20 protein-coding genes are annotated in these 22,096 nt (G+C 60.8%); 13 read left to right on the top strand and 7 right to left on the bottom strand.

What is annotated here, in order from left to right; translation table 11 throughout:
• Nucleotides 1–5 precede the first annotated feature (5 nt).
• Together IB264_RS07915 and IB264_RS07910 are read right to left on the bottom strand one after the other, a co-directional pair.
• Complete coding sequence (locus IB264_RS07915) at nucleotides 6–704, bottom strand: hypothetical protein (protein WP_128090563.1); 699 nt, start codon at nucleotides 702–704, stop codon at nucleotides 6–8.
• A 114-nt stretch (nucleotides 705–818) separates the two neighbouring features.
• Nucleotides 819–1,613, bottom strand: a complete 795-nt coding sequence (locus IB264_RS07910; protein ID WP_156612859.1) for a hypothetical protein — start codon at nucleotides 1,611–1,613, stop codon at nucleotides 819–821.
• A gap of 620 nt (nucleotides 1,614–2,233) precedes the next feature.
• On the opposite strand from IB264_RS07910, the gene IB264_RS07905 reads away from it, so the two are divergent.
• Nucleotides 2,234–2,677, top strand: coding sequence for a hypothetical protein (locus IB264_RS07905; RefSeq protein ID WP_057210010.1), 444 nt, complete (start codon nucleotides 2,234–2,236; stop codon nucleotides 2,675–2,677).
• Nucleotides 2,678–2,705: 28 nt separating this feature from the next.
• Here IB264_RS07905 and IB264_RS07900 read toward each other — a convergent pair whose 3' ends face one another.
• Nucleotides 2,706–2,951, bottom strand: coding sequence for a hypothetical protein (locus tag IB264_RS07900; protein WP_025429423.1), 246 nt, complete (start codon nucleotides 2,949–2,951; stop codon nucleotides 2,706–2,708).
• A 207-nt stretch (nucleotides 2,952–3,158) separates the two neighbouring features.
• Between IB264_RS07900 and IB264_RS07895 the strand changes: the two genes are divergently transcribed.
• From IB264_RS07895 to IB264_RS07860, 8 genes are all read left to right on the top strand, one after another.
• Nucleotides 3,159–3,407, top strand: a complete 249-nt coding sequence (locus IB264_RS07895; RefSeq protein ID WP_025429424.1) for a DUF1127 domain-containing protein — start codon at nucleotides 3,159–3,161, stop codon at nucleotides 3,405–3,407.
• A 7-nt stretch (nucleotides 3,408–3,414) separates the two neighbouring features.
• Entirely contained in the window at nucleotides 3,415–4,245 is an 831-nt protein-coding gene (locus tag IB264_RS07890; protein ID WP_025429425.1) for a helix-turn-helix transcriptional regulator, read from the top strand.
• 606 nt (nucleotides 4,246–4,851) lie between these two features.
• Nucleotides 4,852–6,636: an IucA/IucC family siderophore biosynthesis protein gene (locus tag IB264_RS07885; protein ID WP_057222783.1), complete on the top strand. Its 1,785-nt coding sequence runs from the start codon at nucleotides 4,852–4,854 to the stop codon at nucleotides 6,634–6,636.
• Nucleotides 6,620–8,362, top strand: coding sequence for an IucA/IucC family siderophore biosynthesis protein (locus IB264_RS07880; RefSeq protein WP_192433259.1), 1,743 nt, complete (start codon nucleotides 6,620–6,622; stop codon nucleotides 8,360–8,362). The genes IB264_RS07885 and IB264_RS07880 overlap by 17 nt, the downstream gene beginning before the upstream one ends.
• Nucleotides 8,359–9,639, top strand: coding sequence for an AMP-binding protein (locus IB264_RS07875; protein WP_192433257.1), 1,281 nt, complete (start codon nucleotides 8,359–8,361; stop codon nucleotides 9,637–9,639). The genes IB264_RS07880 and IB264_RS07875 overlap by 4 nt, the downstream gene beginning before the upstream one ends.
• A complete protein-coding gene (locus tag IB264_RS07870) occupies nucleotides 9,636–10,961 on the top strand; it encodes a DUF6005 family protein (protein WP_057225548.1) in 1,326 nt (441 codons plus the stop codon). Before IB264_RS07875 ends, IB264_RS07870 begins: the two co-directional genes overlap by 4 nt.
• Nucleotides 10,958–11,806 (top strand): sugar phosphate isomerase/epimerase, encoded by an 849-nt coding sequence (locus tag IB264_RS07865; RefSeq protein ID WP_057225546.1) that lies wholly within the window; start codon nucleotides 10,958–10,960, stop codon nucleotides 11,804–11,806. The genes IB264_RS07870 and IB264_RS07865 overlap by 4 nt, the downstream gene beginning before the upstream one ends.
• Before the next feature lie 511 nt (nucleotides 11,807–12,317).
• The gene (locus tag IB264_RS07860) at nucleotides 12,318–12,479 is read left to right on the top strand and encodes a hypothetical protein (RefSeq protein WP_192433255.1); all 162 of its coding nucleotides are present in this window, start codon (nucleotides 12,318–12,320) and stop codon (nucleotides 12,477–12,479) included.
• A gap of 71 nt (nucleotides 12,480–12,550) precedes the next feature.
• On the opposite strand, the gene IB264_RS07855 is transcribed toward IB264_RS07860, so the two are convergent.
• Nucleotides 12,551–13,201 (bottom strand): YceH family protein, encoded by a 651-nt coding sequence (locus tag IB264_RS07855; RefSeq protein WP_057225544.1) that lies wholly within the window; start codon nucleotides 13,199–13,201, stop codon nucleotides 12,551–12,553.
• Between the two features lie 445 nt (nucleotides 13,202–13,646).
• Between IB264_RS07855 and IB264_RS07850 the strand changes: the two genes are divergently transcribed.
• Nucleotides 13,647–14,798 (top strand): hypothetical protein, encoded by a 1,152-nt coding sequence (locus IB264_RS07850; protein WP_057225542.1) that lies wholly within the window; start codon nucleotides 13,647–13,649, stop codon nucleotides 14,796–14,798.
• A gap of 202 nt (nucleotides 14,799–15,000) precedes the next feature.
• Here IB264_RS07850 and IB264_RS07845 read toward each other — a convergent pair whose 3' ends face one another.
• The gene (locus tag IB264_RS07845) at nucleotides 15,001–16,686 is read right to left on the bottom strand and encodes an arylsulfatase (protein WP_192433253.1); all 1,686 of its coding nucleotides are present in this window, start codon (nucleotides 16,684–16,686) and stop codon (nucleotides 15,001–15,003) included.
• A 589-nt stretch (nucleotides 16,687–17,275) separates the two neighbouring features.
• On the opposite strand from IB264_RS07845, the gene IB264_RS07840 reads away from it, so the two are divergent.
• Nucleotides 17,276–17,980, top strand: a complete 705-nt coding sequence (locus IB264_RS07840; RefSeq protein ID WP_057210029.1) for a GntR family transcriptional regulator — start codon at nucleotides 17,276–17,278, stop codon at nucleotides 17,978–17,980.
• Between the two features lie 124 nt (nucleotides 17,981–18,104).
• Nucleotides 18,105–19,067 (top strand): dihydrodipicolinate synthase family protein, encoded by a 963-nt coding sequence (locus IB264_RS07835; protein ID WP_057210031.1) that lies wholly within the window; start codon nucleotides 18,105–18,107, stop codon nucleotides 19,065–19,067.
• 168 nt (nucleotides 19,068–19,235) lie between these two features.
• Here IB264_RS07835 and IB264_RS07830 read toward each other — a convergent pair whose 3' ends face one another.
• Complete coding sequence (locus tag IB264_RS07830) at nucleotides 19,236–19,874, bottom strand: TetR/AcrR family transcriptional regulator (protein WP_057225540.1); 639 nt, start codon at nucleotides 19,872–19,874, stop codon at nucleotides 19,236–19,238.
• Nucleotides 19,875–20,032: 158 nt separating this feature from the next.
• On the opposite strand from IB264_RS07830, the gene IB264_RS07825 reads away from it, so the two are divergent.
• On the top strand, nucleotides 20,033–20,746 hold the full coding sequence (locus IB264_RS07825; RefSeq protein WP_057225538.1) for an NIPSNAP family protein: 714 nt from the start codon (nucleotides 20,033–20,035) through the stop codon (nucleotides 20,744–20,746).
• Between the two features lie 202 nt (nucleotides 20,747–20,948).
• Here the strand turns inward: IB264_RS07825 and IB264_RS07820 are convergent, their stop codons facing one another.
• Nucleotides 20,949–21,986: an Ldh family oxidoreductase gene (locus IB264_RS07820; RefSeq protein WP_057210036.1), complete on the bottom strand. Its 1,038-nt coding sequence runs from the start codon at nucleotides 21,984–21,986 to the stop codon at nucleotides 20,949–20,951.
• Between the last annotated feature and the right edge of the window lie 110 nt (nucleotides 21,987–22,096).

Genomic DNA, 22,096 nt, shown 5'->3' with positions numbered 1-22,096 from the left:
GGCTTCTATTCCAGATCCATCGTGGTGAATACCCGGCAATTGTTGGGCGCAGGCGTGCCCCGGCAAATCTGCGCATCGACCAGTTGATCGACCGCGAGCGTGCTCGTCACCAGAAGCGCCTTGAACAGTTGCCAGCGACCGAGATTACCGTCCTCGTTGCGCGGGCCATCGACCAGGACCTGGTATCGCACGCCCATTTCGCCGTAATACGCCGCCAGCTTTTTGGTGCCGGCCTCGCTTGCAGCGACGATCGGAATAGCCTCGATCGCCGTTCCATCTCCGGCGAGCCGTCGCACGCCGGCCGCCAGAACCAGAGTGCATGCCTGCGCGCAGCGTCCACGCGAAACCGCCGCGCCGACATAGTCTGCCCCTCTGTTATCGTTTGCCGTACACCCCTCCTGATCCGGCTGGCATCCGGCAAAAACGGTCCTGCCGACAGCCACACTCAGCCCATTCCTGCGGACGAGGCGGCCGATCGCCATGGCAGCGGCCATGTCACCACCAGGCGATGCAAGGACCAATGGCAGCTTGCGGCCACCGAGCGTCCTTAACGTCGCCTTCAGCAAAGTCGGTGTTTTCGGGCCGATCATGCCCTCGGCGGATATCCATTCCGTGCATGTCGGCTCGCAATCGGCCTGGTTCGAGCGCACGACGACGAACCGCATCTGCTGCTCTGCCGTTTTTGCCGACTGTGGGATCAACATGCTTGAGGTGGCCGCGAGACAAATCAGCAGCGCCGCCCGCCTCAGGCGGGACAACCTCGTGTCGTCAGGCGGACTCCATACAGACATCCTGATCTCCAGCCACGATCCGCGGGTCTAACGCTCAAGGTCCGACATCACGAATACCCGGCAATTGGCGGCCGCCGGCACCGTCCTGCAAGCCTCGACCGACGTCAGCAGTTCGACCCCGCCCAACTTCGTCGTCAGCTTCATCTCCAGCATCGCAACGGGCTCGATCTTGCGAATGTCGGCGGCGGGCGTGATCTTCATCAGATCGATGACGGCACGACCGACACCCATTTCCGCGAGATAGGCCGCCAGCTTGCGCTCGGTCGCCTTGTTCATTTCATAGGTCTTGTAGCCGCCGACATTCCTGCGACTGACGACCGTCTTGCTGGTTATCTTCTTCTTGCCGTTCACGACGCGATACTTCGCCCGATACTGCGTCTCGATCTGGACGTAGGTTGTGGTGATCTGGTGCACGCCCAGGAACGCCCACTCGCCGACAACGCGTCCGGTGCCGCCAGCAAGCATCAGCGGGCAGGCCGAGTTGCAATAGGCTTCGCCAGAATAGGCGATGCCGATATGGCGCGCGCCCTTGCCGTCATTGTCACGGCAATCCTGTTGCTCCGGCTGACAACCGATGAAGCGGGTCTTACCGACCGCCGCTTCAAGTTTTCGCGTTCTGATCATCCGCCCGATCGCAAGCGCAGCATCGACATCTCCGCCGGGCGACGTTACGACGATCGGCAGGCGACGGGTGCCGATGGACGTGAGCAGTTTCTTGAAGAGCGCCGGGGTTTCGTCAACGATCGTGCCCTCGGCCGATATCCACTCCGGGCAGGTCGGCTCGCACCCGGTCTGGCCGCTGCGAACCACGAAAAATTGCATCTCCGCGCCTTCCGGCTGTGATGCGCGAGCCGCTACGGCCGGGGCCATCAGCCCAATCAACAGCCAGACGAAGACCATTGAACGCCAAAACACTTCGCGTGGAAATGCCGTGCCCAGCAATGAAAAGCACCTCCTTCCGACCGTTTGTGCGCCGGAGGTTAAGAGCGGAGGGATCTCACCCGATCCTGCCTTGCATCTCCGTGCTGCGCCGGACTGAACAAATTTCTATGCTGCAAATAGGAGTATCGAAACGAATGGCTCTGCGGGCACGATCGTTGAGATCGTGCGTCATAGAGCGAAATGAGAATGTTGGTTGCGCCAGTCAAGAATGAAATCGAGAATAGCACGCCCCATTAATATAAGGCAATACTCATATAAATGAAATCGCTCGACGTGCGCGATGCGATCAGCCGACACCGTTGCGGCTTGGTGATCACCCAACTCCCGGAATTCTCGACTTCTTCAAAGGATAGGCTGTCAGGAGGCGCGGCATCAATCGTGCTCAAGTCACTGCGGCGAAATGATAATCGTTGGCGCAGCACCGATCAGACGCGCGGGGGGACTAGATACGCCGCCGACGCTTTGACAACATAGGCGCTCAAGGCAGGGTTGGCGATTCGATGACGATATACTTCAAGGCAGCGGTTTCCGATGACGTGGCATTCGGGATGATCGAGCAATGTTTTTCCGATCCGGACGACTATGACGGCTATCTCGACATCTTTGGCGATCACACCGAGCAGACCGTTTCATGGAGCAAGGGCAGGTCGGCAGATGAGTTCAAGGATCAGATAACCGAAGCACTGCGTTCGGCCTGGGAGGCGGCACGTTTCTGGCAGGTTTACGAACGGCGTGAAGGCCGGGACGACGTCGGCACCAATGAAATTCGAAGAGCCGCCATCGACCTGACGCGGGCCTATGGTGGCGTGATTGTGATCACGCTCAGCCTGCTTGGACGACGCAGCAGCGCGAACGATCTCGAACTCGTGTTCCTTTGCTTCCAGGAAGATGCCCAACGCCGCAATTTCCGCGTGCGCTACGACGGAAAATTCGTGTCTGCCTGAAGCCATGGATGCTTAAAGACGACGGGTGTTAGTGACGTTTTCTCGAGAGCAGCTGCGAGGATGCCATCTCTTCGAGAATGTGGAGGTCCTCGTTAAGCGTCGTGCGATGCTTGTGCGACAGGTTGACGAGACAGTCCGCAATTTCGTCGGAAGTCCAACCCGCGGCCTCCGCACGGTCGACCAGTTCCAGGAAGGCACCTTCAACCGCGCTCTCGCAATCCGGCTCCCGATCCGGGTGTCCATGACTGACGAGCGGCACAGCGATTTTAGTCATGACCGATCCTCCGGGGCGAAGAATAGCGCCGCGGCAAGGGCCTGCAAAGCGACCAAGGTCCTATCCTTGCAGCGACCTTGGTATTTCGAGACGCCGGTCGCCAAATGCCAAGGCGAGCCCCCATCGATTGCTAAATAATCTGACAGCGGCGGCGGCCACGACGCGTCATCCTGCCATCATCGGAAACGAATGACAGGAGATGATCCGATGGCGGACACAGCTTCATCCCATGACAACCTGATCTATGTCTCCCCTCGCCTGATCGGCCCACGAGACCGATTTTCGACGGCACTCGAAACACATGGCTTTTCCCGGCGGCTGCTTGCGCGGGTATCCCGCTGGATGGAGACGCAGCGCGGGCGCCTGGATCTGCTTGCGCTTTCCGATCATCAGCTGAAGGATATTGGCCTGTCGCGCGGGGCCGCCTATAACGATTTCTACAAACGCGACGAATAGGACCGCAATGTCCCAGTTTTCGTGCCAGACGCTTCTCGACACCTCGACCGCCTCGCTGCGGGACGTGGTCTGCGATGGCGCGTGTCGCGGGAAAAGCGGCGAGGAATGCTCCCACCGCACAAGCCTCGTCTATCCCTATCGCGGCGTGTTCATGCGGCATGTGGGCAAGGCCGATACGGTGGCTGAATCCAATCAGGTGATCTTCTTCAACCGCAGCGAAGACTATCGCGTCAGTCATCCGATCGAAGGCGGCGATGCATGCCTCGACGTGCAAGTGGACGAAGCCATCCTCTGCGAACTCGCGCCGAAGGAGCAATTGCGGTCGGGGGCGCTTGCCGCGTTCAAAAGACCGCGCCGGCGGATCGATCCACGAGCGCAGGCGCTTGTCGCGCTGTTGCGTTACAGCCTTCGCCGCGGGATTGCCGAAACGCTCGAAGCCGAGACCCTGACGCTGACATTGATCCGGCGTTCGCTCGGCGAGAGGACGTCGCATAGCGCTGCTACGACCTATGGGCGCGAAAAGCTGGTCGATCGGGCCAAGCTGGTTCTTTCGACCGATCTCGCCCGCCGCTGGACATTGGCCGAGGTGGCAACGGAGGTCGGCGTGTCACCTGTTTATCTCACCCAGGTTTTCCAGCAGGTCGAAGCCATGCCGCTCTATCGCTATCAGTTGCGGCTGCGGCTTGCGCGAGCGCTGGACCTGCTCGGCTCCTGCCATGACCTGACGGCACTCGGCCTCGACCTCGGCTTTTCCAGCCACAGCCATTTCAGTGCGTCCTTCAAACAGGCCTATGGGCGCACGCCCGCCGAATTCCAGCGCGCCCTGCATCTGCGCTAATATCCAAAATTGCCTGCCGGAGGGCCGTGTCGCCACGCCCCGCCGGGCGATTGCGACGTGCGACCCGGCACCGATCCACCTTGGGGCCGGGCTCGGATTTAACTGGACAAAAATAATCATAAAAAAATTCCGGATCGGTGAAAAAAAATCGGGAGCCGGTCGTCTTTGTATGAAAGCGCCTGCTGAAGCACCGCGCCGAAGCCGAGACGGGTGGAAGATGAGCTCACCGGAATGCCGCAACGGACGTCCGCCGTTCGAGGAAAAACGTGACCGCACAGGTTCGTTTCTTCCTGGAGCGATGGCGACCGATGCATTGACGTTCACGACCTGGCACGCGGCGTCGCCGACACACATCGCTTCCGTCCGCACCAACCGTTCAAACGGACGTCGTCAATCGCGCCCGCCTGGGCCAACCTCATGTGGCGCCCGGCTGTCAGCCCGCCATATCCTGCGCCAATCCCATCCGCCTCCTCGGGCGGCTGGCAGACCGTGCGTGATGCATATCACGCCGACCTGAGCCCGTTCACTACGAAAACTCAATGCGTTGCGCCTCCCACGCGACGCGATTGCGCGACTTTGCATGTCGCGTGCCGAGGATCGACAGACATGAAATCGTCTAGGCAAATCGCAGAAACTGCGACATTTCAAAGCTTCGCCAACTGCTACCTCAGGGAGGTCAATCCCGGCGTGCCGGTCATGCACCGGACCGCCAGCGGATCCTGCGACAGCATCGAATGGTCGCTTCCCCGCCAGCAAATGATCCTGCGCGTCGAGGTCACCTCATCGTCGCTGTGCGGCCCGCTTCACTTCGGCAGGGCCTGGGGGCGCAACGTCTCCGATCCGTCGTGGCGTCCGATCGAGCTGATGTCTGCGCTCCATATGCTGGTCCAGGCCGCCTACCGTCAGGACGACGCCGGTCAGACAGATGCGTTGCGCGGCTTCGAGCTCGAGCTTCTGATCCGGGTGCTCGAAAGCTATCAGCAGACCGCCCTCTACGTCGACAGGGCGCAACCGCGTCAGGAAGACGCCAACGATTTTCTCGAGGCCGAGCAGTCACTTGTCTTCGGGCACTGGCTGCACCCCACGCCGAAGAGCCGGCAGGGCATGACCTATTGGCAGCAGGAAAGCTATGCGCCGGAACTGCGCGGCCAGTTCAAGCTGCATTATTTCGCTGCGAAGGCGGACCACGTCAGTCACGCATCCTCCCGCTCGATACAGGCACCGGATATCATCCGCTCGCTGTCAGGACTTGACGCGGAATGGCTGGGCCTTGCCGGTGACGAATGCCTGCTGCCGATGCACCCGTTGCAGGCGGAAGCCCTGCTTCTCGATCCCGGTATTCAGGCGATGCAGCGGGCCGGCATCCTGCGTCACCTCGGCCCAACCGGTTCTCTCTTCAGCGCAACGTCGTCCGTCCGCACGGTCTATGGTGCTGCTGAAGACTGGATGCTCAAGTTTTCGCTGCCGGTGCGCATCACCAATTCCGTGCGCCTGAACCGAAGGCAGGAGCTGGAGGCCGGTGTCGCCATGGCCAAGCTCGTCGACCGGATCGGCCTGGCTAAACGCGCGGCGAACTTCAGGATCATCCAGGACCCGGCCTATATCACGCTCGATTTGCCGGGTCACAGCGAGAGCGGCTTCGAGGTCATCCTGCGCGAAAACCCCTTCGCGCGCGGCAACGGACAGGGCGTCATAACCGTGGCCGCGCTGACGGCCGACCCGCTTGCGCAAACACCGTCGAGGCTCGAAAAACTCCTGCGCACGCTCGCCGCAAGGGACGGAGAGCCTCTCGCCGACACCTGCATAATCTGGTTCCAACGGTATCTCGAATGCGCCGTAGAACCGCTGATCCGGCTTTACGAAGACTATGGCGTCGCGCTTGAAGCGCATCAGCAAAATAGCCTGCTCGACATCGGCGCCGGTTACCCGTCGGTCAGCTACTACCGCGACAACCAGGGTTTTTATCTCTCCGAACGTTATCGTGGCCTGCTGGCAAGTCTCGTCCCGGAAACCGAGACGATCCCGTCGCTCTATTTTCCCGAAAGCGAGATCCGCGACCGCTTCGCCTATTACCTCATCGTCAATCAGGTGTTCTCGGTCATCAGCCGCATGGGCCACGACGGATTGTGCGACGAAGGCACGCTTCTCAGGATGCTCCGGAACCACCTGGAGCAATGCGCGCTCGGCATGACCGGCGCCGGACGGGATTTCGCCCGGCATGTGCTGGACCTGCCGACGATCGCGTCGAAGGCCAACCTGACCACCCGGCTGTTCAATGTCGACGAACTGCAATCCGACCACGCGCCGGTCCTTTATCGCCCCGTTCCAAACCCTTTGCGGGCACCCGCGGCGCTGACGACCCTGAGGACCAGCCATGCCATTGCCTCTTGATCTCCGGGGACGCCCCGACGACCGGGTGCTTCGCCAGCTTGCCGCCGCCCTTCTGTTCGAAGGCGTCATCCAAGCGCGCCAGAGCGAGGGCGGCGGCGATGGTGCAACGCATTTTCGTTGGACGCTCGGCGGCCGCGACTTTCGGTGCGATGCCATCCTCGGTGCATTCGGGCGAATCCGGCCATTGCCGGGATCGGTGCAGATGCGGGAAAGCGACGGCAGCTGGGGCGAGGCGTCGCTCTCGGTTATGGTTTCGGCCCTGCCCGGCAGCGGCATCACCCGCGGCAAGCTGCTGAACGAGATGAAGCAGACGGTCGCCTTTTCCGAGTGGAACGACCGCCATCTTATCGCCCGTCCCCGACGGGAGATGTCCTTCGCCGAGCTCGAAGGTGCAATCGACGAGGGGCATCCCTACCACCCCTGCTATAAGGCCCGCACCGGCTTCTCCCAGGCGGACCATGCCCTCTTCGGCCCGGAGGCCGGCCAGTCGTTTCAGCTCGTCTGGCTGCTCGTCGCGCGCAAGCATCTGCGCCAGGCGCTGCCCGACACAGAAGAGGCATTCTGGCGGACCGAACTTGGCGGGGAAACCTGGGCGCATCTTCAGGGCATGCAACAGCAGCTCGGTGACTGCACTGAGGATTTCGGGCTCGTGCCGCTGCATCCGTGGCAATGGCGCAACCTGAGCGAAACGCTGCTTGCCGGCTGGATCGCAGACGGCGATGCCCATTGCCTCGGCCCGGCGGGCGACCGCTACACGGCGACCCAGTCGGTACGCTCGTTGCTCAACCAGGACCGACCGCACGCGGCAAGCGTCAAGCTACCGCTCAACATCGTCAACACGTCCTCGCGGCGCATCCTGGAGCCGCATTCGGTCTGCACCGCGCCGGTTATCTCAAGCTGGATCGGCGAGATCGTCGCTTCGGATCCGCTGTTCAGCGAACAATACCCGCTCACCATACTGCAGGAATATGCCGGGATCATCGCCGATGCGGACGAGCCGCTGGCCGGACAAGTGGGCGCGATCTGGCGCCAGAGCGCGCAGGCAATGCTTGAAACCGGAGAAGCCGTCGTTCCCTTCACCGCGTTGATGATGATGGAGACAGACAGGCGGCCCTTTGCCGACGACTGGATCCGGCGCTTCGGCCTGATGCCATGGATCAACCGGTTGCTCGAAGTCGCCGTCCTGCCGGTCTGGCATCTGCTCGTCCATCACGGTATCGCCGTCGAGGCGCATGGCCAGAACATGCTGCTCGTGCACCGCGACGGATGGCCGGTACGGTTGATCCTGCGGGACTTCCACGAAAGCATCGAATTCTCGCAGGGCTTTCTGCGCGAACCGGAAAAGGCGCCCGATTTTCCATCCCTGCATCCGCTCTACCGGGACGCCGAGCTGGACCAGTTCTACTGGACGGACAATCTGGATTCGCTGCGCGAACTGGTGATGGACACTCTGTTCGTCTACAATCTGAGCGAGGTCAGCCATCTTCTCGACCATTGCTACGATCTTCGCGAACCGCTGTTCTGGCAGCGGGTCGAAAGCCTGCTGTCAGCCTATCCGCATAGGCATGCCACGGCGGGCCGGCAGGCGCAGCTCGGCCACGACGGCCCCGAAATTCTCACCGAATCCCTGATGACGAGGAAGCTCTTCGCCCGCAAGCCCGAGTACCACCACGTGGTGCCCAATGCCTTGGCCGCGGACAGGCTTCAACAAAGGAGAAAGCCATGATCCGTATCGACGACAGGCTCTATGATCGCGCCTATTTCGACGAAACATCCGCACGCCTGGCCGGGCAGATCGGCCTGAAGGACCGCGACGACGGACGCTACGGGGTCTGCTTTGCCGAAACCATCGACTGGCTGGCGCTATTCTTCGCCATCCGCAAGGCCGGCGCCAGCGTGTTGCCGATCCATCCGGGCACGCCCTATGCCGCCGCGCGCAAGCTTGCGATCGGCGCGGGCTGCGACCGACTGTTCTACAACAGCCCGACGGCGGAGGTACTGGAACGGTCGCAGAACGCCTTGCCGGTCGGAACGCTTCTCCAGATGAGCTCGGGCACGACAGGTGCACCAAAATGCGTGGCGCGTAGCTGGGAGGATATCGACGCCGAGATCGAAAGCTATATTGGCATCTTCCGCGCGCCGGAGGACATGACCCCGGTCATCGCCTGCCCGACGACCCATTCCTATGGCCTGATCTGCGGCATCCTGGTGGCGCTCAAGCGCGGCCAGACGCCGGTTATCGTCAACACCGCCAATCCGAAATATCTCATGAAGGTTCTTCGCGAGATCGAGCGGCCGCTGCTCTATTCGTCGCCGGCCATCCTGCACACGCTTGCCCGGCTGCTGCCCGAGGGCGAGCAGATCCATGCGACGATGACTTCGGGCACGCTGCTGCCGGATCCCTGGTTTGCGCAGATCAGGGCCAGGAGCCGGCATATGTTCCAGCAATATGGCTGCTCCGAAGCCGGATGCATCGCCATCAATCCGGATGTCACCAACGCCGGCGACATGGGGTTCGTGCTGCCGCATCTTCTGCCGCAAACCGGCAGCAACGCCGAAAATGCCGACGAAATCGTCGTGACCAAGGACGACGGCATTGCCATCCACACCCGCGATCTCGGCTATCGCCGCGATGACGGCATGCTGGTCTTCGTGTCGCGCATGGACGACATGATCAATGTCTCCGGTCTCAACGTCTATCCCCGGGATGTCGAGGACGCGGCAATGGCGATGGCTGAAGTCAGCGACGCCGTAGCCTTCCGCATGGGCGACCGCTTTGCCGGGGAGCGTGTCGCGCTGCTGTTCAGCGCCAGTCAAACCATCGCGCCGCAGGCGATCCGCGAATGGTGCAGCCTGCACCTCGCCAGCCATCAGCTACCGATGGACATCCGCCAGGTCGACACCATCCCGCGCCAGGCCAACGGCAAGATCAGCCGCCGCGAGGTTGCCGCCCGCCACGCCGCCGGCGAGTTCACCAAGTCGATCGCGGGAGCCGCGTCATGACCAGCAACAAAACCCTGGAAGCAATCCACAAAGTCCTCAGCGAACACATGATGCATCCGCATCTCGACGGCTTTGGCCCGGAAGCTCGCCTCAACGAGGACCTCTATCTCGATTCCGTCCTGATCCTGCAGATCTTTCTCAATTTGGAGCTGGAATACGGGCTGAGTGTTCCGGAAGAGGCGATCGCCCGCCAGGATGTCCAGACGGTCGCCGATCTCGCCGCGCTCTATGAGCCGAAGTCGATCGAGACGGTCGTCCCATCGTTTCCATTAACCGGCGGTACGACAGACGAAGGCGTGCATGGCGAGGCCTATTACGACATCAAGGTGCACTGCTTCGTCAGTTGCGTCTGCGACGGGCTGAAGCGAAAGGGCCTGGATCACCGACCGTTCTATTTCGGTGTCTGGGACGCGAAATTTGGGCTCAGCGACCGCTTCCAGCTTCTCTATCATGCACCCGAGATCAGCCAGGAATTCTTCCGCAGCTGGTTTCAGCGGCTATACGGCGTCACCGTTTACGAGTGGTACGACCCTGACATCAGCAAGAGCGAAAATCTCACCGTGATGCTCGACCTCGTCAAACGGCGCGCAGATACCGGCTCCGTCATGGTCATGCTCGACATGTTCCACCTGCCGGAGCGCGAGAACAAGTTCAACCAGAACCCCTTCCCGCACTACCTCATGCTGCAGGAAACCGCCGACCCCGATACGTGGTTCGTGCATGATCCCGACTACCGTTGGGAAGGCGAGATCGCGCGGGACAAGGTGATCCATGCGGTGATGCAGCCGACCGTCGGCGGCGGCTATGTCTTCGACAATGCAGAGGCTCGGCCACCGGCAGCCGAAGACCTCAAGGCCTATTTCGAGGCCTGCTTTATCAGAGACAGCAATCCGCTGGCCGACACCGTTCGCATGATCGTCACGGCTCATATCGACGGACGCGGCGGCATCGACCTCTCCGACCTCACGGACGCCGTGCGCGAACTGCCCGTCATCACCATCCGCAAATACGCCTACGAGCATGGCTTTGCGTTCTTCTGGCGGGCGCTGAAGCTGCCGGCGGCCGAGTTCGAAGGCTGGTGCGAAGAGATCGAGGCGCTCGTCCAGGCGCTGAAGGCGCTGCACTACGATTGCATGAAGCTGAGCCAGACCGGCGACCGCGCCTTGGCCACTCCGGTGTTCGAGCGGCTGGCAGAAGCCGACCGGATCGAGACGAAACTGAAAGGCAAGCTCGCCGAGATCTTCGATCTCTGGTGTGAACAGAACATTGCCGCCGACATTCCCATGCTGGAGAGGCCCATGCTGAAAAGGGTTGCGCGATGAACATATCGCTGTGCACGATCACGTTTCGCCATCATCTGATTTCCCTCGGCGAAATCGCCGCTTGGGCGCAATCCAACGATTTTCAGGGGATCGAGCTCTGGGGTGCGCATGCACGCAACCTGGCGCAGCAGCCCGACCGCAATGCCGATTGGCTCGATACTTTCGGGCTGAATGTGCCGATGATCAGCGACTATCTGCCGCTCGACGGCGATACGGAGACGCTGCGGCACAAGACTGTCGAGCTCTGCAGGCTCGCCCGCCGCTGGAGAACCCGCAAAATCCGTACCTTCGCCGGCAATTGCGGCAGTCTCTCCGTCTCCCACGAAGAGCGGCAGCGCATCGTGGAGCGGCTGAGAGAGATATGCGCGATCACTGCCAGCTACGGCATTCAACTGCTGGCGGAGACACATCCGAAGACGCTGGCCGATACTGCGGCCTCGACATTGCGTCTCATTGCGGAGGTCGACCAACCCGCCTTCGCGATCAATTTCGATACGCTCCACGTCTGGGAGGGCGGCGACGATCCAATCGCCGTGCACCGCCAGATGATACCGCACATCCGCCATTACCATCTGAAGAACATCCGCGACCGGTCGGACCTCTCGGTCTTCGAACCGGCAAACGTCTATGCCGCGGCCGGCCGTCGCGACGGAATGACGCCGTTGTTCGAAGGCACGGTCGATTATACCGGCTTTCTCCTGGAGATCGCGGGCGACGGACAGCACGACGCATCGCTGGAATGGTTCGGCAATGATTGCCTCGATGTGCTGCGTCGCGATCGCAGGCAGGTTCGCGGCGTGATCGAGGGGCGTGAACCCATACGGCGGACAGTCAACTTTTCGTGATCGCGTTTAGCGGCATCATCGACCCTTGCCGACGCAAGCCCATAAAAAAATGGCCCCGGCTGTACATGCCGGGGCCCATTTTTTGTTTTTGTTTTCGTCTTGCAAATGACAATCAATATAGTTTCGGAGCACCGAAATACTACCTCGTTCGCGGCTTTGCTCATTTTTGACTTGAAGCGGACGAGCTGTGCTCTACCTCGCTACTCTGGCGATCTTGCAGCCGAAAATCAATCAACTTTTATGGGGCTATTTTTCGCCGCGCGACACGGGCGCTTGGGAAACTGCCGCACTGTTTCAACACCCCCAGGGCGGGCAGAAAACATGCCCTTCTCCAAACATAGCGGCGCCGGCAAGGATACGGAAGACACGTACGGCCGCGGCGTGTGCGCCTGACGTACCGCCTTGCCACCAGCCAACGGTCGCATCGATCGCTAAAGAATCTGACAGCGGCGCTGCCATGCAGATGGTCTTCTCTGATGGTCGAAATCACGACCAAGAGGAGACGAAGACGATGAGCCAGAAAACCTGCGCGGCCTGCGACTGCGAACTCGATCAGGACAGCATCAAGGTCAAGCTCGGCGGCAAGACGGTAGAAGTCTGCTGCGAGGAATGCGCTGCCGCCATTGGCGAAGCGGAGACCGCAAGGACGGCTGCGGCGTCGGCCGGAAAGTAAACATGAGGCCGGTCGCCATGGCAGCCGGCCTCCAATTCACGAGCATCAAGGTTGTCTTTTCGCAGCGACCGTCAGTGGCCCTTGAGCGCGGCAATTTCAGCCTGGAGCAACGCCACAGTCTCTTCCAGCGTCTGCACGCGCTGTTCCAGCTCGGACAGGCCTGACGTAGTGAAGGACGGCATGCTCGGCGCGGCGGCGACCGTCAGGTCGACCTCGCCACACAAAAGATGCGCAAACCGGTCTTCGCGCTGGCCGGCGCCGCGGTTGAGCTGCACGGTCAGCGGAGGCCGACGCCCGATCATCAGATCGAGGTTATCCTTGAGATCCTCGACCGACTGGAACCGCGCCATGCGTTCGCTGCGAGACCAGAGCTCGTAGGCTGTCTGCGGGCCGCGCAGCAAAAGCAGGCCGAGCACGACGATTTGCGGCGAGGTCAGCGAAAAGCGGTTGGCGGCCTGATGTTCATAACGCTCGACGCGCGATGCAAAGGCCTGCCGGACCAACCCCTTCTGGGCGAGCGAATTGAGCGCACGATGCACGTCCACCTGTTCCAACGCCATCACCGGGTCGCGCGCCGTCTTCTGGTTGGCGGCGGAGTGGAGGGAGTTGAGTGTCAGCGGATAGACGTCAGGCGTCGTTTCCTTCTTCTCGATCAGGCAGCCAAGAACACGGGCTTCGATCGCATTGAGTTCGGGAAAATCGGTGTCTGGATTGGTGTTCATAAGCTCACTCTTCTCGGCAACGAGTTCAACGGCAGCCCGGGGTTCTCCGACCGGATTGATCTACCCGGATTTTCCGCCCGTCTTTGGCAGAAAGCCCCGAAATCCCCGGCCGGCCGAACGGCACCCCTCGATAGACCGTTGCACGGCCAAGGCCAAGTTGCTTTCCGGTTTCCAAGTCCGAATATCCCCGGCAGCAAGCGACTGAAGGTAACTCGCTCGATCCTAACCGTCGCCTTGATTTTATTTCACCGAGCCCGACGCTGGCCACCCGATCGATCACGATTGCGCCGCAGTTCGCATCGATACGGTGCCGGTCAATTTCAAGCTGATTCCGCCTCCTGCCCTCCCTCGCCTTACGTCGCCAGATGCCCAGCGGTCACCCAATCGGGATCGCCGCCGCGTCGCTTGGCGGCGACCGTCGAAACCATCATCACAGAAGCCTCCCATGTCCCGTGTGAAAAAGAGGGTCGTACTGCATTTTCCGGGCTTTGAGCCCTTCGACGCGGAGGCGCACCGCCGGCGTTACGCCCGTTCAGCGCGGCAGAGCGCCGAGGTGTGGGACTTCAAGTCCGATGTCGGGCCCTTGGTGAGCACGGGCGCGGCGACGCATTTCGACGTCGACTGTGCCGGACCGGACTGGCGGACTTCAAGCCGTATCCATGTTTTCGATCACGATGTGCTCGTCGATACCTTGAGCCGCCAGTCATTCACACGCCGGCTGGGCGGCGGATTTGCCAGTGCGCTGAACGTAACGTTCAACGGTGGGCTTTGGGGTTATTTTCGCCATGCCTGGCGCTTTGGCCTATTTTTCCTGTTCCCCTTCCTGCTGGCCGGATTGATGACGGCAGCGGCCCTAGTCGTTGCATTCATTCCCCACTGGCTGAGCCTTTCGAGCTGGAACCTGCTGTGGAGCGTACCGCTGGCCGGTCTCCTGCTGCGACAGGTCATGATGCCGTTGGCCACGAAGTTCCATACGCTGCACCTGTTTGCCGACTGGGAAATGGCCGTGGCCATGGCACGACTGGATCGGCCCGATTTCAACCGTTGGCTCGAAAGCTGTGTGGATGCCGCTTGCGAGGCGTTCAGCGAGGACGCCGACGAGTATCTTATCAGCTCGCACAGCATGGGTTCGAGTGTCGCCGCGCATGTCATCGGCATGCTGATCGAGCGGCGGCCGGATGTTATCGAAGGCAAACGGGTGGTGTTCGTAACACTTGGCGGCGCGATCCTGCAATGCGCGCTGATGGCGCCGGCCCATGCCCTGCGGGCCCGCGTCGGGGCAATTGCCCGCGCCAAGGAAATCTTCTGGTTCGAGGTCCATTGCCTGACGGATGCGATCCATTTCTACAAGACGCGTGTCGTCGCCCTGTCGGGGCATCCTGAGGCAAGGCAGCCGTCCATCGCCTATATCAAGGTCAAGCACATGCTGTCGCCTGACCGCTATAGGCGGATCAGGCGCAACTTCCTGCGCGTTCATCGCCAGTATGTGCTCGGTCCGGACGTGCGCGCACCGTTCGATTTTACCTTGATGACCGCAGGTCCGCTGCCGGCAGCGGCGTTCGCGGGTTTTTCGCAGGCTAACATACCGGCACTTTGACCCGCGACATCCTCGATGTCCTCTAGCGCGGCCCAGGCAGCCGCGCTTCTTTCCGGTCTTATGGAGCAACGCCCCCAACCGCGACTTCCGGTGCAAAGCGGTCGTTTCCAGCGGATGTCCGCTGGAATATCACACCGCTGATTTCGGCCGACCGGGAGAATGAGGGCAGTCAATCGAACAACCCTCGTCTCGACATGTTCGACTAGTTCCCCGGCTTGTTCTTGATCGCCGCATCGATCTGTTTCTTCACTGCATCCAGGTTGAAGGAGGCCGGAACCTGCATTGGCGGATAGTCAATCGCGGTGAGCGCAAGTTTGCCGACTTCCTGCTGAACACTGACGAAACGCCAGAACTCGCGAGCATAGAAGTCGTTCATGTAGCCCCCACCGAGGTCATTGAGGCTTTGACTGCCAATCGACGGCGTCCGCTCGAATGGGTCCTGACGGATATTGACCATGGTGGGCATGTCCGTTGTTACCTTCGCACCGGGCCAACCCTGAGGCTGCTGGAAGAACTGATACTTGAAGTCATCGATGCGAACTGCCCCCAGAGAAGGGCCGCCGAAGTAGAAGAATTCATGCCGTGCGGATGGTCCTTTGCCCGTCAACAGGTCGAGTTGGTTGTAGCCATCAAGGTGGTTCTTGTAGGTCTTGTCGCCCAGCTTCGCGCCCTTGAGCAACTGGTCAGTAATCTCGCTGTTGCCCGCCGCCGCGACCAGCGTTGGGAACCAATCCAAGGCAGAAAATATGCCGTTCTCGACCGTTCCCGCCTTAACCTTGCCCGGCCAACGGATAATGGCCGGCGCGCGGAACCCGCCCTCCATTACCGTACCCTTGGTGCCCTTGAACGGGGTCATGCCACCGTCGGGCCAGGTAAACACCTCCGCGCCGTTGTCGGTCGTGAAAATGACGATGGTGTTGTCGGTCTCACCCGCATCTTGCACGCATTTCAGGAGAGCGCCGACGCTGTCATCGAGCTGCGCCATGCCAGCTTCTTCGAGGCCATAGTTGGTGTCGCTGTTCATCAGCGCTTGGTATTTTGGCGACAGGAAAGTCCAGACGTGCATTCGCGTCGTATTGTGCCAGACAAAGAACGGTTTGCCGTCTGTCTTTGCCTTGTCCATGAAATCGCACGACGACTTGACCAGGACTTCATCGAAGGAGCCCATGTCGTATTTGGCCTTGGGCATGATGTCATGCATGTTCGGAACGTTGGACATGTCAGGGTACGGCGCTAGGGGACCCTCGTCCACGATCCTCTGCTTGCCGATCTTGCCCCAACGCGGCTGTTCGGATGTGTCGTCCGTATCGGTAGCAAAGGTGTGGACCAGATTGCGCGGCCCGACCTTGTCTCGGTACGACTGTTCGTTCGGAAACGAATACCAATAGGGGTCTGACATCGCGTCGAGGTGATAGAGGTAACCGAAGAACTCGTCGAACCCATGCAGTGTCGGCAGAAACTTGTTCAGATCGCCGAGATGGTTCTTGCCGAACTGGCCGGTGGCGTATCCCTCCGTCTTCAGCGCGGCGGCTATGGTTGCCGCCTTGTCAGGCATTCCTACGTCTGCGCCCGCCTGGCCAACCGTCGTCAGGCCCGTTCGGAGCGGGATTTCACCGGTAATGAAACTCGCCCGTCCAGCAGTGCAACTTGCCTCGGCATAATAGTCCGTAAACATCATGCCCTCTGCCGCCAGCTTGTCGAGGCTGGGCGTCTTCCCGGACATTATTCCCCGGTGATAGGCACCGATATTGAACCAGCCGACATCATCTCCCATGATGACAAGAATGTTGGGTTTTGGCTGCGGCTGCTGCGCAACTGATGGCGCAGCCAGCGCGGTCGCGAATACGGAAGCCAGCAAACCAAAATAAAGGTTTCTCATGCCACTCATAATTCATTCCCTCCGTTTAACTTGGCCTACTGCGTGTTTTCTTAAATCCTATTCGATCTATGGATAAAAACATGCAGCAATTCAAAGCGTTACAGCGACCTTTGCGCGTCTAATACGACGCGCGGCGCTGTAGTGGGGGATGCCCTTCTCACAGCATAGGGGTGCTCTTCCTCATTTATTCGGGACGATGAGCTTGTGAAATTGCGCGGCATAGCGCCGTCTCAGCGGAAAATGTTGGGTAGGGTGAATGCTGCTCTGAAAATTCGCCATAGGGCGGCGACAGACATACCGGCCATCGAAGCGTCAACAGCTAGTCACGCTTTACTAACTGCCGCAGGGTGGCAGTCGTCTTGGGCACGAATATCGCACATCTTCATTTCCTCCGCCAGTTTTGAAACCGCAACGCGAAGCGAGCGTTTACTGCCGGCGCAAAGTTGCCAATCTCACCCATCCGTCGCGCGAAAATAGAGGACCGGTACCGAACGACGCCAACGCTCGGGAAACCTCGCGATCTCGAACCAATGCCTATGCAGAGTTGATCCCACGGACATGGGGAAGTATTTATCGTGTCGACAAAAGGATTCTAAAGATGACCGATACCGATTCCAACCCCACACTCGAACGCAAGCGCGGCTCCGGCGTAAAGATGGTCTACGACCTTCTGCGTGACGAAATCCTCGATCTGGTCCTGCCGCCGGGCAGCCCGATCGACGAGGTCCAACTCGCCGAACGCTTCAAGATGTCGCGCACGCCGATCCGCGAAGCGCTGGTGCGGCTGGCCGGCGAGGGCCTGATCGATACGCTGCCGAACCGGTCGACGATGGTTTCAAGCATCGATTTCCTCAACATGCACACGTTCTTCGATGCGCTCGTGCTGATGTACCGCGTCACCACCCGGCTCGCGGCGCAGCATCATCGCCCGGAGGATCTGCAGATCATCCGCGCCCGGCAGGCTGAATTCGCAGCCGCGGTGCAGGCCCAGGATGCGCTGGCGATGATCGCCACCAACGCCGCCTTTCATTCGGCCATCGCCGAGGCCGGCCGCAACGCCTATTTCAGCGGCCTCTTCAACCGGCTCCTCGACGAAGGCCGGCGGATGCTGCGGCTCTATTACCAGTCCTATGGTGACCAGCTGCCGCAACGCTTCGTCGACGAGCACGAGGACATGATCACCGTGATCGCCGCCCGCAACGTCGAAGCGGCCGACCAGCTGGCCAAGGTGCATGCCGAGCAGATCGTCACTCAGATCAAGCGGCTTTTCACCCGCGACGAGCGGTTGGATATCGCGCTGTAATCTTCTGTCGATTTCTTGTCGACAAATAAAATACAACAGGATATTGTCACCGTCGAAGGCTGAGATCGGCGTCGGTGATGACGTTGGCCTCAGCCCATTCGACAGACCAATTGAGGAGTTTGAGATGAAGGCCAAGATTTTCTCCGGCGTCATTCCTGCGCTGATGACCCCGTGCAACGACGACCGCAGCCCCAACTTCGATGCGCTGGTGCGCAAAGGCAAGGAACTGATCGCCCAGGGCATGTCCGCAGTCGTCTACTGCGGTTCGATGGGTGACTGGCCGCTTTTGACCGACGCGCAGCGCATGGAAGGCGTGGAGCGCCTGGTCAAGGCCGGCATTCCGGTTATCGTCGGCACCGGCGCCGTCAATACCGCTTCTGCCGTCGCCCATGCGGCCCACGCCCAGAAGGTCGGCGCCCAGGGCCTGATGGTTATCCCCCGCGTGCTTTCGCGCGGCTCGGTCGTTGCCGCCCAGAAGAACCACTTCAAGGCCATCCTCTCGGCTGCCCCGGACCTGCCGGCGGTGATTTACAACAGCCCCTACTACGGCTTTGCCACCCGCGCCGACCTGTTCTTCGCGCTGCGCGCCGAACATCCGAACCTCGTCGGCTTCAAGGAATTCGGCGGCGCCGCCGACATGCGCTATGCGGCCGAGAACATCACCAGCCGTGACGATGGCGTCTCGCTGATGATCGGCGTCGACACGGCTGTGTTCCACGGCTTCGTCAACTGCGGCGCAACCGGCGCCATCACTGGCATCGGCTGCGTGCTGCCGAAGGAAGTCATCCACATGTGCAACCTGTCGCGGGCAGCCGCCGAAGGCGACGTCGATGCACGCCTGCGCGCGCTGGAACTGGAACAGGCGCTCGCCGTGCTTTCCTCCTTCGACGAAGGCCCGGATCTGGTTCTCTACTTCAAGCACATGATGGTGCTGAAGGGTGACAAGGAATACACGCTGCACTTCAACGAGACCGACGCCCTGTCGGAAAGCCAGCGCGGCTATGTCGAAGCGCAGTTCAAGTTGTTCAACAGCTGGTATGCCGCGTGGAGCAAGCTCCCGGGCGCAGTGCAGACATACAAGGGCTGATCATCGGTTGACCGCGCGTTAGCAAGAAGGCCCTCCCGTCGGGAGGGTCCTTAGCTGACGTGTGGAATTTTAGGTGACGTTTCTGCTGAACCCCCTACACCGCAAGGACTTAGGGGGTTCTTTTTGTTTAAAAATCTGAAGGAAGCGAGAACCAGCGTCTGTTCGTCCTTAAGGTTCGCGCCCCAGCAACGTCTGATTTCGAATGATCGACGTTAGCTGCGCGGCGCAGATCTTCAGGGGAGCCACGGACTGGGATGCTTTCGCCATCGCCATCGCACCGGAATAGGTTGCTACGACCAGGGTTGCCATGGCCTCAGAATCGAAATCGTGAACGGGGGCCGCCCGGAGGTCGCCCCTTAGCTTGTCGGCGATGGCTGACCTCCAACGCATGAAGATCGCCTCGATCGCGGCCTGGAAATCTTCGTCCTCGCGCGACAGTTCAAGAGCGAGATTGTTCAACGGACAGCCCGACACTGCCCCTTTCCGCTCCAGTTCGGAAATGATGGCTGCGAACACCGCTTGGATACCGTCGGCCGTCGTCGTCGCAAGATTGACTGGCGTGACCCAGGTCAACTCGACGGCTTCCGCCACCCGATCCTGAATAACGGCGAGGCCAAGGGCCTTCTTGGTGGGGAAATGATGGGCGAGCGCTCCACCCGTGACGCCCGCCTCGCGCTTCAAGTCGTGGAGGGCACTGGAATGGTAGCCGCGGGTCGAGAATGCAGCGTAGGCAGCATCCACAAGCCGCTGCCTTAGTCCTTCGGGATCGTTCATGCGTCTATGCGACGAGGTAGGTCGTTCCGACATGGGTCCTTCCTTTCCTCCTGGTTATAACAGGTTGACAAAACAGGACAACTGTCCTGTATTACAAAACAGGACGATTGTCCTGTTCCGAGGAAAGGTGGCCATGACTGTATTCACAATGAGCGAACCACTGACGGCTAACGGACGATCCGACCAACGCGATCGTTGAACTGCGGCGGTATCGGCTTCGGCCGAACACCAGGGAGACGCTGATCGACCTGTTCGATCGCGAGTTCATCGAACCCCAGGAAGCGCAGGGAATGAGCGTGATGGGACAATTCCGCGACCTTGATGATCCCGACAGCTTTGTATGGCTGCGAGGCTTTCGCGACATGCCGTCCCGCGCAGCGGCATTGAACTCGTTCTATACGGGCCCGGTGTGGGCAGCTCACCGCGAGCAGGCGAACGGAACGATGATCAATTCGGACAACGTTCTGCTCCTGCGGCCCGCATCGCCCGATACCGGCTTTGCGCGGTCGGGCGTCACGCGCGCCGCCTCTGGCGCGGCGGATGTACGGCGCGGTCTTGTGGTTGCGACGATCTGTTATCTCGCACCACGCACGGACGACGCGTTTGCCGTGTTCTTTGAAGCCGTTGTCAGGCCATATCTGGAGCAAACCTCGGCTACGGTGTTGGCAGCATTGGTCACCGAGCAGAGCCCGAACACTTTCCCCAGGCTGCCTGTGCGCGAAGGGGAGACCGTCTTCGTCTGGTTCTCCGCTTTCCCCAGTCTGGCTGCCTACGAGACGCATCTTGCCGAACTTGCGCACTCCGAGACCTGGATCACGGAGGTCGTTTCGGAGATGGAGCGGCGAACGTGGCGGCAGAACGAGGTGTTGCGGCTGACGCCGACGGCACGATCCCTGCTGCCGTGACGCATTGCGTTGGGGGCGCATCTTCTCGGTGATCTCGCGGCCTTTGTTACCGGATGCCCGTTCAATGAACCCGTTACCGGCAGATTCTGAAAATGTGGAACCAGGGCAACCTGGTTCCACATTTTGGGAAAGGCTAGGCTCTCCGGGATGACCTTTCGTTTTACTGAGTGCCAGAAGCGGGCTGAGTGCCCCCGGCTGGATTTTACGCCACGGCATCGAGCCCAAGTGTGTGCAGGCGCTCGAGTTGCTCCATCTCGGCGGCCGTCAGGGTGATGCCATCGACCTCAGACTTTGCGCGGGCGGCGAAGCGGCGCTGAGACGGCAGGCGCGCGCCCTGGCCGAGAATGGCGTCAAACAGGACCTCGGCGCGGTCGAACGGATTGCCGGGACGCCCGGCGGCAAATGCCTCCGGCGAGAAGGCGATGATCAGTTCGCCATGGAACGGCGCCAATGTGGTGGTGCCGAGATAGTCGAGCACTTCCGGGCTAGTCAGGTCGCCGATCATGATGCCGGCCAGGAGTTCGATCATCGTGCCGATGGCCGAACCCTTATGGCCACCGAACGGCAGCATGGCGCCAGCAAGTGCGGCATCCGGATCGGTCGTCGGATTGCCCGACGCGTCGATCGCCCAGCCCTCCGGCAGCGGCTTGCCGGCACGGCGGTGCAGCTCGATCTCGCCGCGTGCGGCAACGGAGGTCGCAAAGTCGAAGACATAGGGCGGACGGCCTTCGCGCGGCCAGGCGAAGGCAAACGGGTTGGTGCCGAGCAACGGCTTGTTGCCGCCGGTCGGCGCGACCGTCGCATAGCTCGGGCACATGACGAGCCCGGCAAGGCCCATATCCGTCAGTCCTTCCGCCTCGGGCCAGAGCGCCGAGAAATGGGTGCAGTCATTGATGACGAGGGCGGCAAGCCCCAGGGTTCGGGCACGCTCGGCCAGAACAGGCAGGCCAAGCTCGAAGGCCGGATTGGCAAAACCACCCATGGCATTGACCTTGACGATCGCCGAGCCTTCCTGCGGTAGAAGCTCGGGAGTGGCGTCCGGCTTTACCTTACCGGCCTTGACGGTGCGTAGCGCGCCTTCGATACGGTAGATGCCATGCGACTTGCAGGCGTCGCGTTCGCCTGCCACGATCACCCGCGCAAGGGCGCCGGCCTGGACGGCATTGAGCCCGGCCTTGCGGAAGATCGCCTCGACCCGCTCCTGAACTGCGGCGATTGTCAGGGTGGTGGTCTCACTCATCTTGTACCTTTCTGACTGCGTATGACCCTGTTGTGGGCGGTTGAAGTTATGCATACATAGAGTATACAAAGAACCGCCGAGTGCAATTCGGCTGTCAGCTATTCATGCCG

Origin of the sequence: Ensifer sp. ENS11 (genome assembly GCF_014851895.1) — a bacterium.
Taxonomy (GTDB): Bacteria; Pseudomonadota; Alphaproteobacteria; order Rhizobiales; family Rhizobiaceae; genus Ensifer; species Ensifer canadensis.
This window is presented reverse-complemented; position numbering and strand designations above follow the sequence as displayed.

Bases quoted from the DNA above. Each gene is read 5' to 3' on its own strand.
- IB264_RS07915 (WP_128090563.1), bottom strand. From the start codon at position 704: ATGTTGATCCCACAGTCGGCAAAAACGGCAGAGCAGCAGATGCGGTTC.
- IB264_RS07910 (WP_156612859.1), bottom strand. From the start codon at position 1,613: ATGCAATTTTTCGTGGTTCGCAGCGGCCAGACCGGGTGCGAGCCGACC.
- IB264_RS07905 (WP_057210010.1), top strand. From the start codon at position 2,234: ATGACGATATACTTCAAGGCAGCGGTTTCCGATGACGTGGCATTCGGG.
- IB264_RS07900 (WP_025429423.1), bottom strand. From the start codon at position 2,951: ATGACTAAAATCGCTGTGCCGCTCGTCAGTCATGGACACCCGGATCGG.
- IB264_RS07895 (WP_025429424.1), top strand. From the start codon at position 3,159: ATGGCGGACACAGCTTCATCCCATGACAACCTGATCTATGTCTCCCCT.
- IB264_RS07890 (WP_025429425.1), top strand. From the start codon at position 3,415: ATGTCCCAGTTTTCGTGCCAGACGCTTCTCGACACCTCGACCGCCTCG.
- IB264_RS07885 (WP_057222783.1), top strand. From the start codon at position 4,852: ATGAAATCGTCTAGGCAAATCGCAGAAACTGCGACATTTCAAAGCTTC.
- IB264_RS07880 (WP_192433259.1), top strand. From the start codon at position 6,620: ATGCCATTGCCTCTTGATCTCCGGGGACGCCCCGACGACCGGGTGCTT.
- IB264_RS07875 (WP_192433257.1), top strand. From the start codon at position 8,359: ATGATCCGTATCGACGACAGGCTCTATGATCGCGCCTATTTCGACGAA.
- IB264_RS07870 (WP_057225548.1), top strand. From the start codon at position 9,636: ATGACCAGCAACAAAACCCTGGAAGCAATCCACAAAGTCCTCAGCGAA.
- IB264_RS07865 (WP_057225546.1), top strand. From the start codon at position 10,958: ATGAACATATCGCTGTGCACGATCACGTTTCGCCATCATCTGATTTCC.
- IB264_RS07860 (WP_192433255.1), top strand. From the start codon at position 12,318: ATGAGCCAGAAAACCTGCGCGGCCTGCGACTGCGAACTCGATCAGGAC.
- IB264_RS07855 (WP_057225544.1), bottom strand. From the start codon at position 13,201: ATGAACACCAATCCAGACACCGATTTTCCCGAACTCAATGCGATCGAA.
- IB264_RS07850 (WP_057225542.1), top strand. From the start codon at position 13,647: ATGTCCCGTGTGAAAAAGAGGGTCGTACTGCATTTTCCGGGCTTTGAG.
- IB264_RS07845 (WP_192433253.1), bottom strand. From the start codon at position 16,686: ATGAGTGGCATGAGAAACCTTTATTTTGGTTTGCTGGCTTCCGTATTC.
- IB264_RS07840 (WP_057210029.1), top strand. From the start codon at position 17,276: ATGACCGATACCGATTCCAACCCCACACTCGAACGCAAGCGCGGCTCC.
- IB264_RS07835 (WP_057210031.1), top strand. From the start codon at position 18,105: ATGAAGGCCAAGATTTTCTCCGGCGTCATTCCTGCGCTGATGACCCCG.
- IB264_RS07830 (WP_057225540.1), bottom strand. From the start codon at position 19,874: ATGTCGGAACGACCTACCTCGTCGCATAGACGCATGAACGATCCCGAA.
- IB264_RS07820 (WP_057210036.1), bottom strand. From the start codon at position 21,986: ATGAGTGAGACCACCACCCTGACAATCGCCGCAGTTCAGGAGCGGGTC.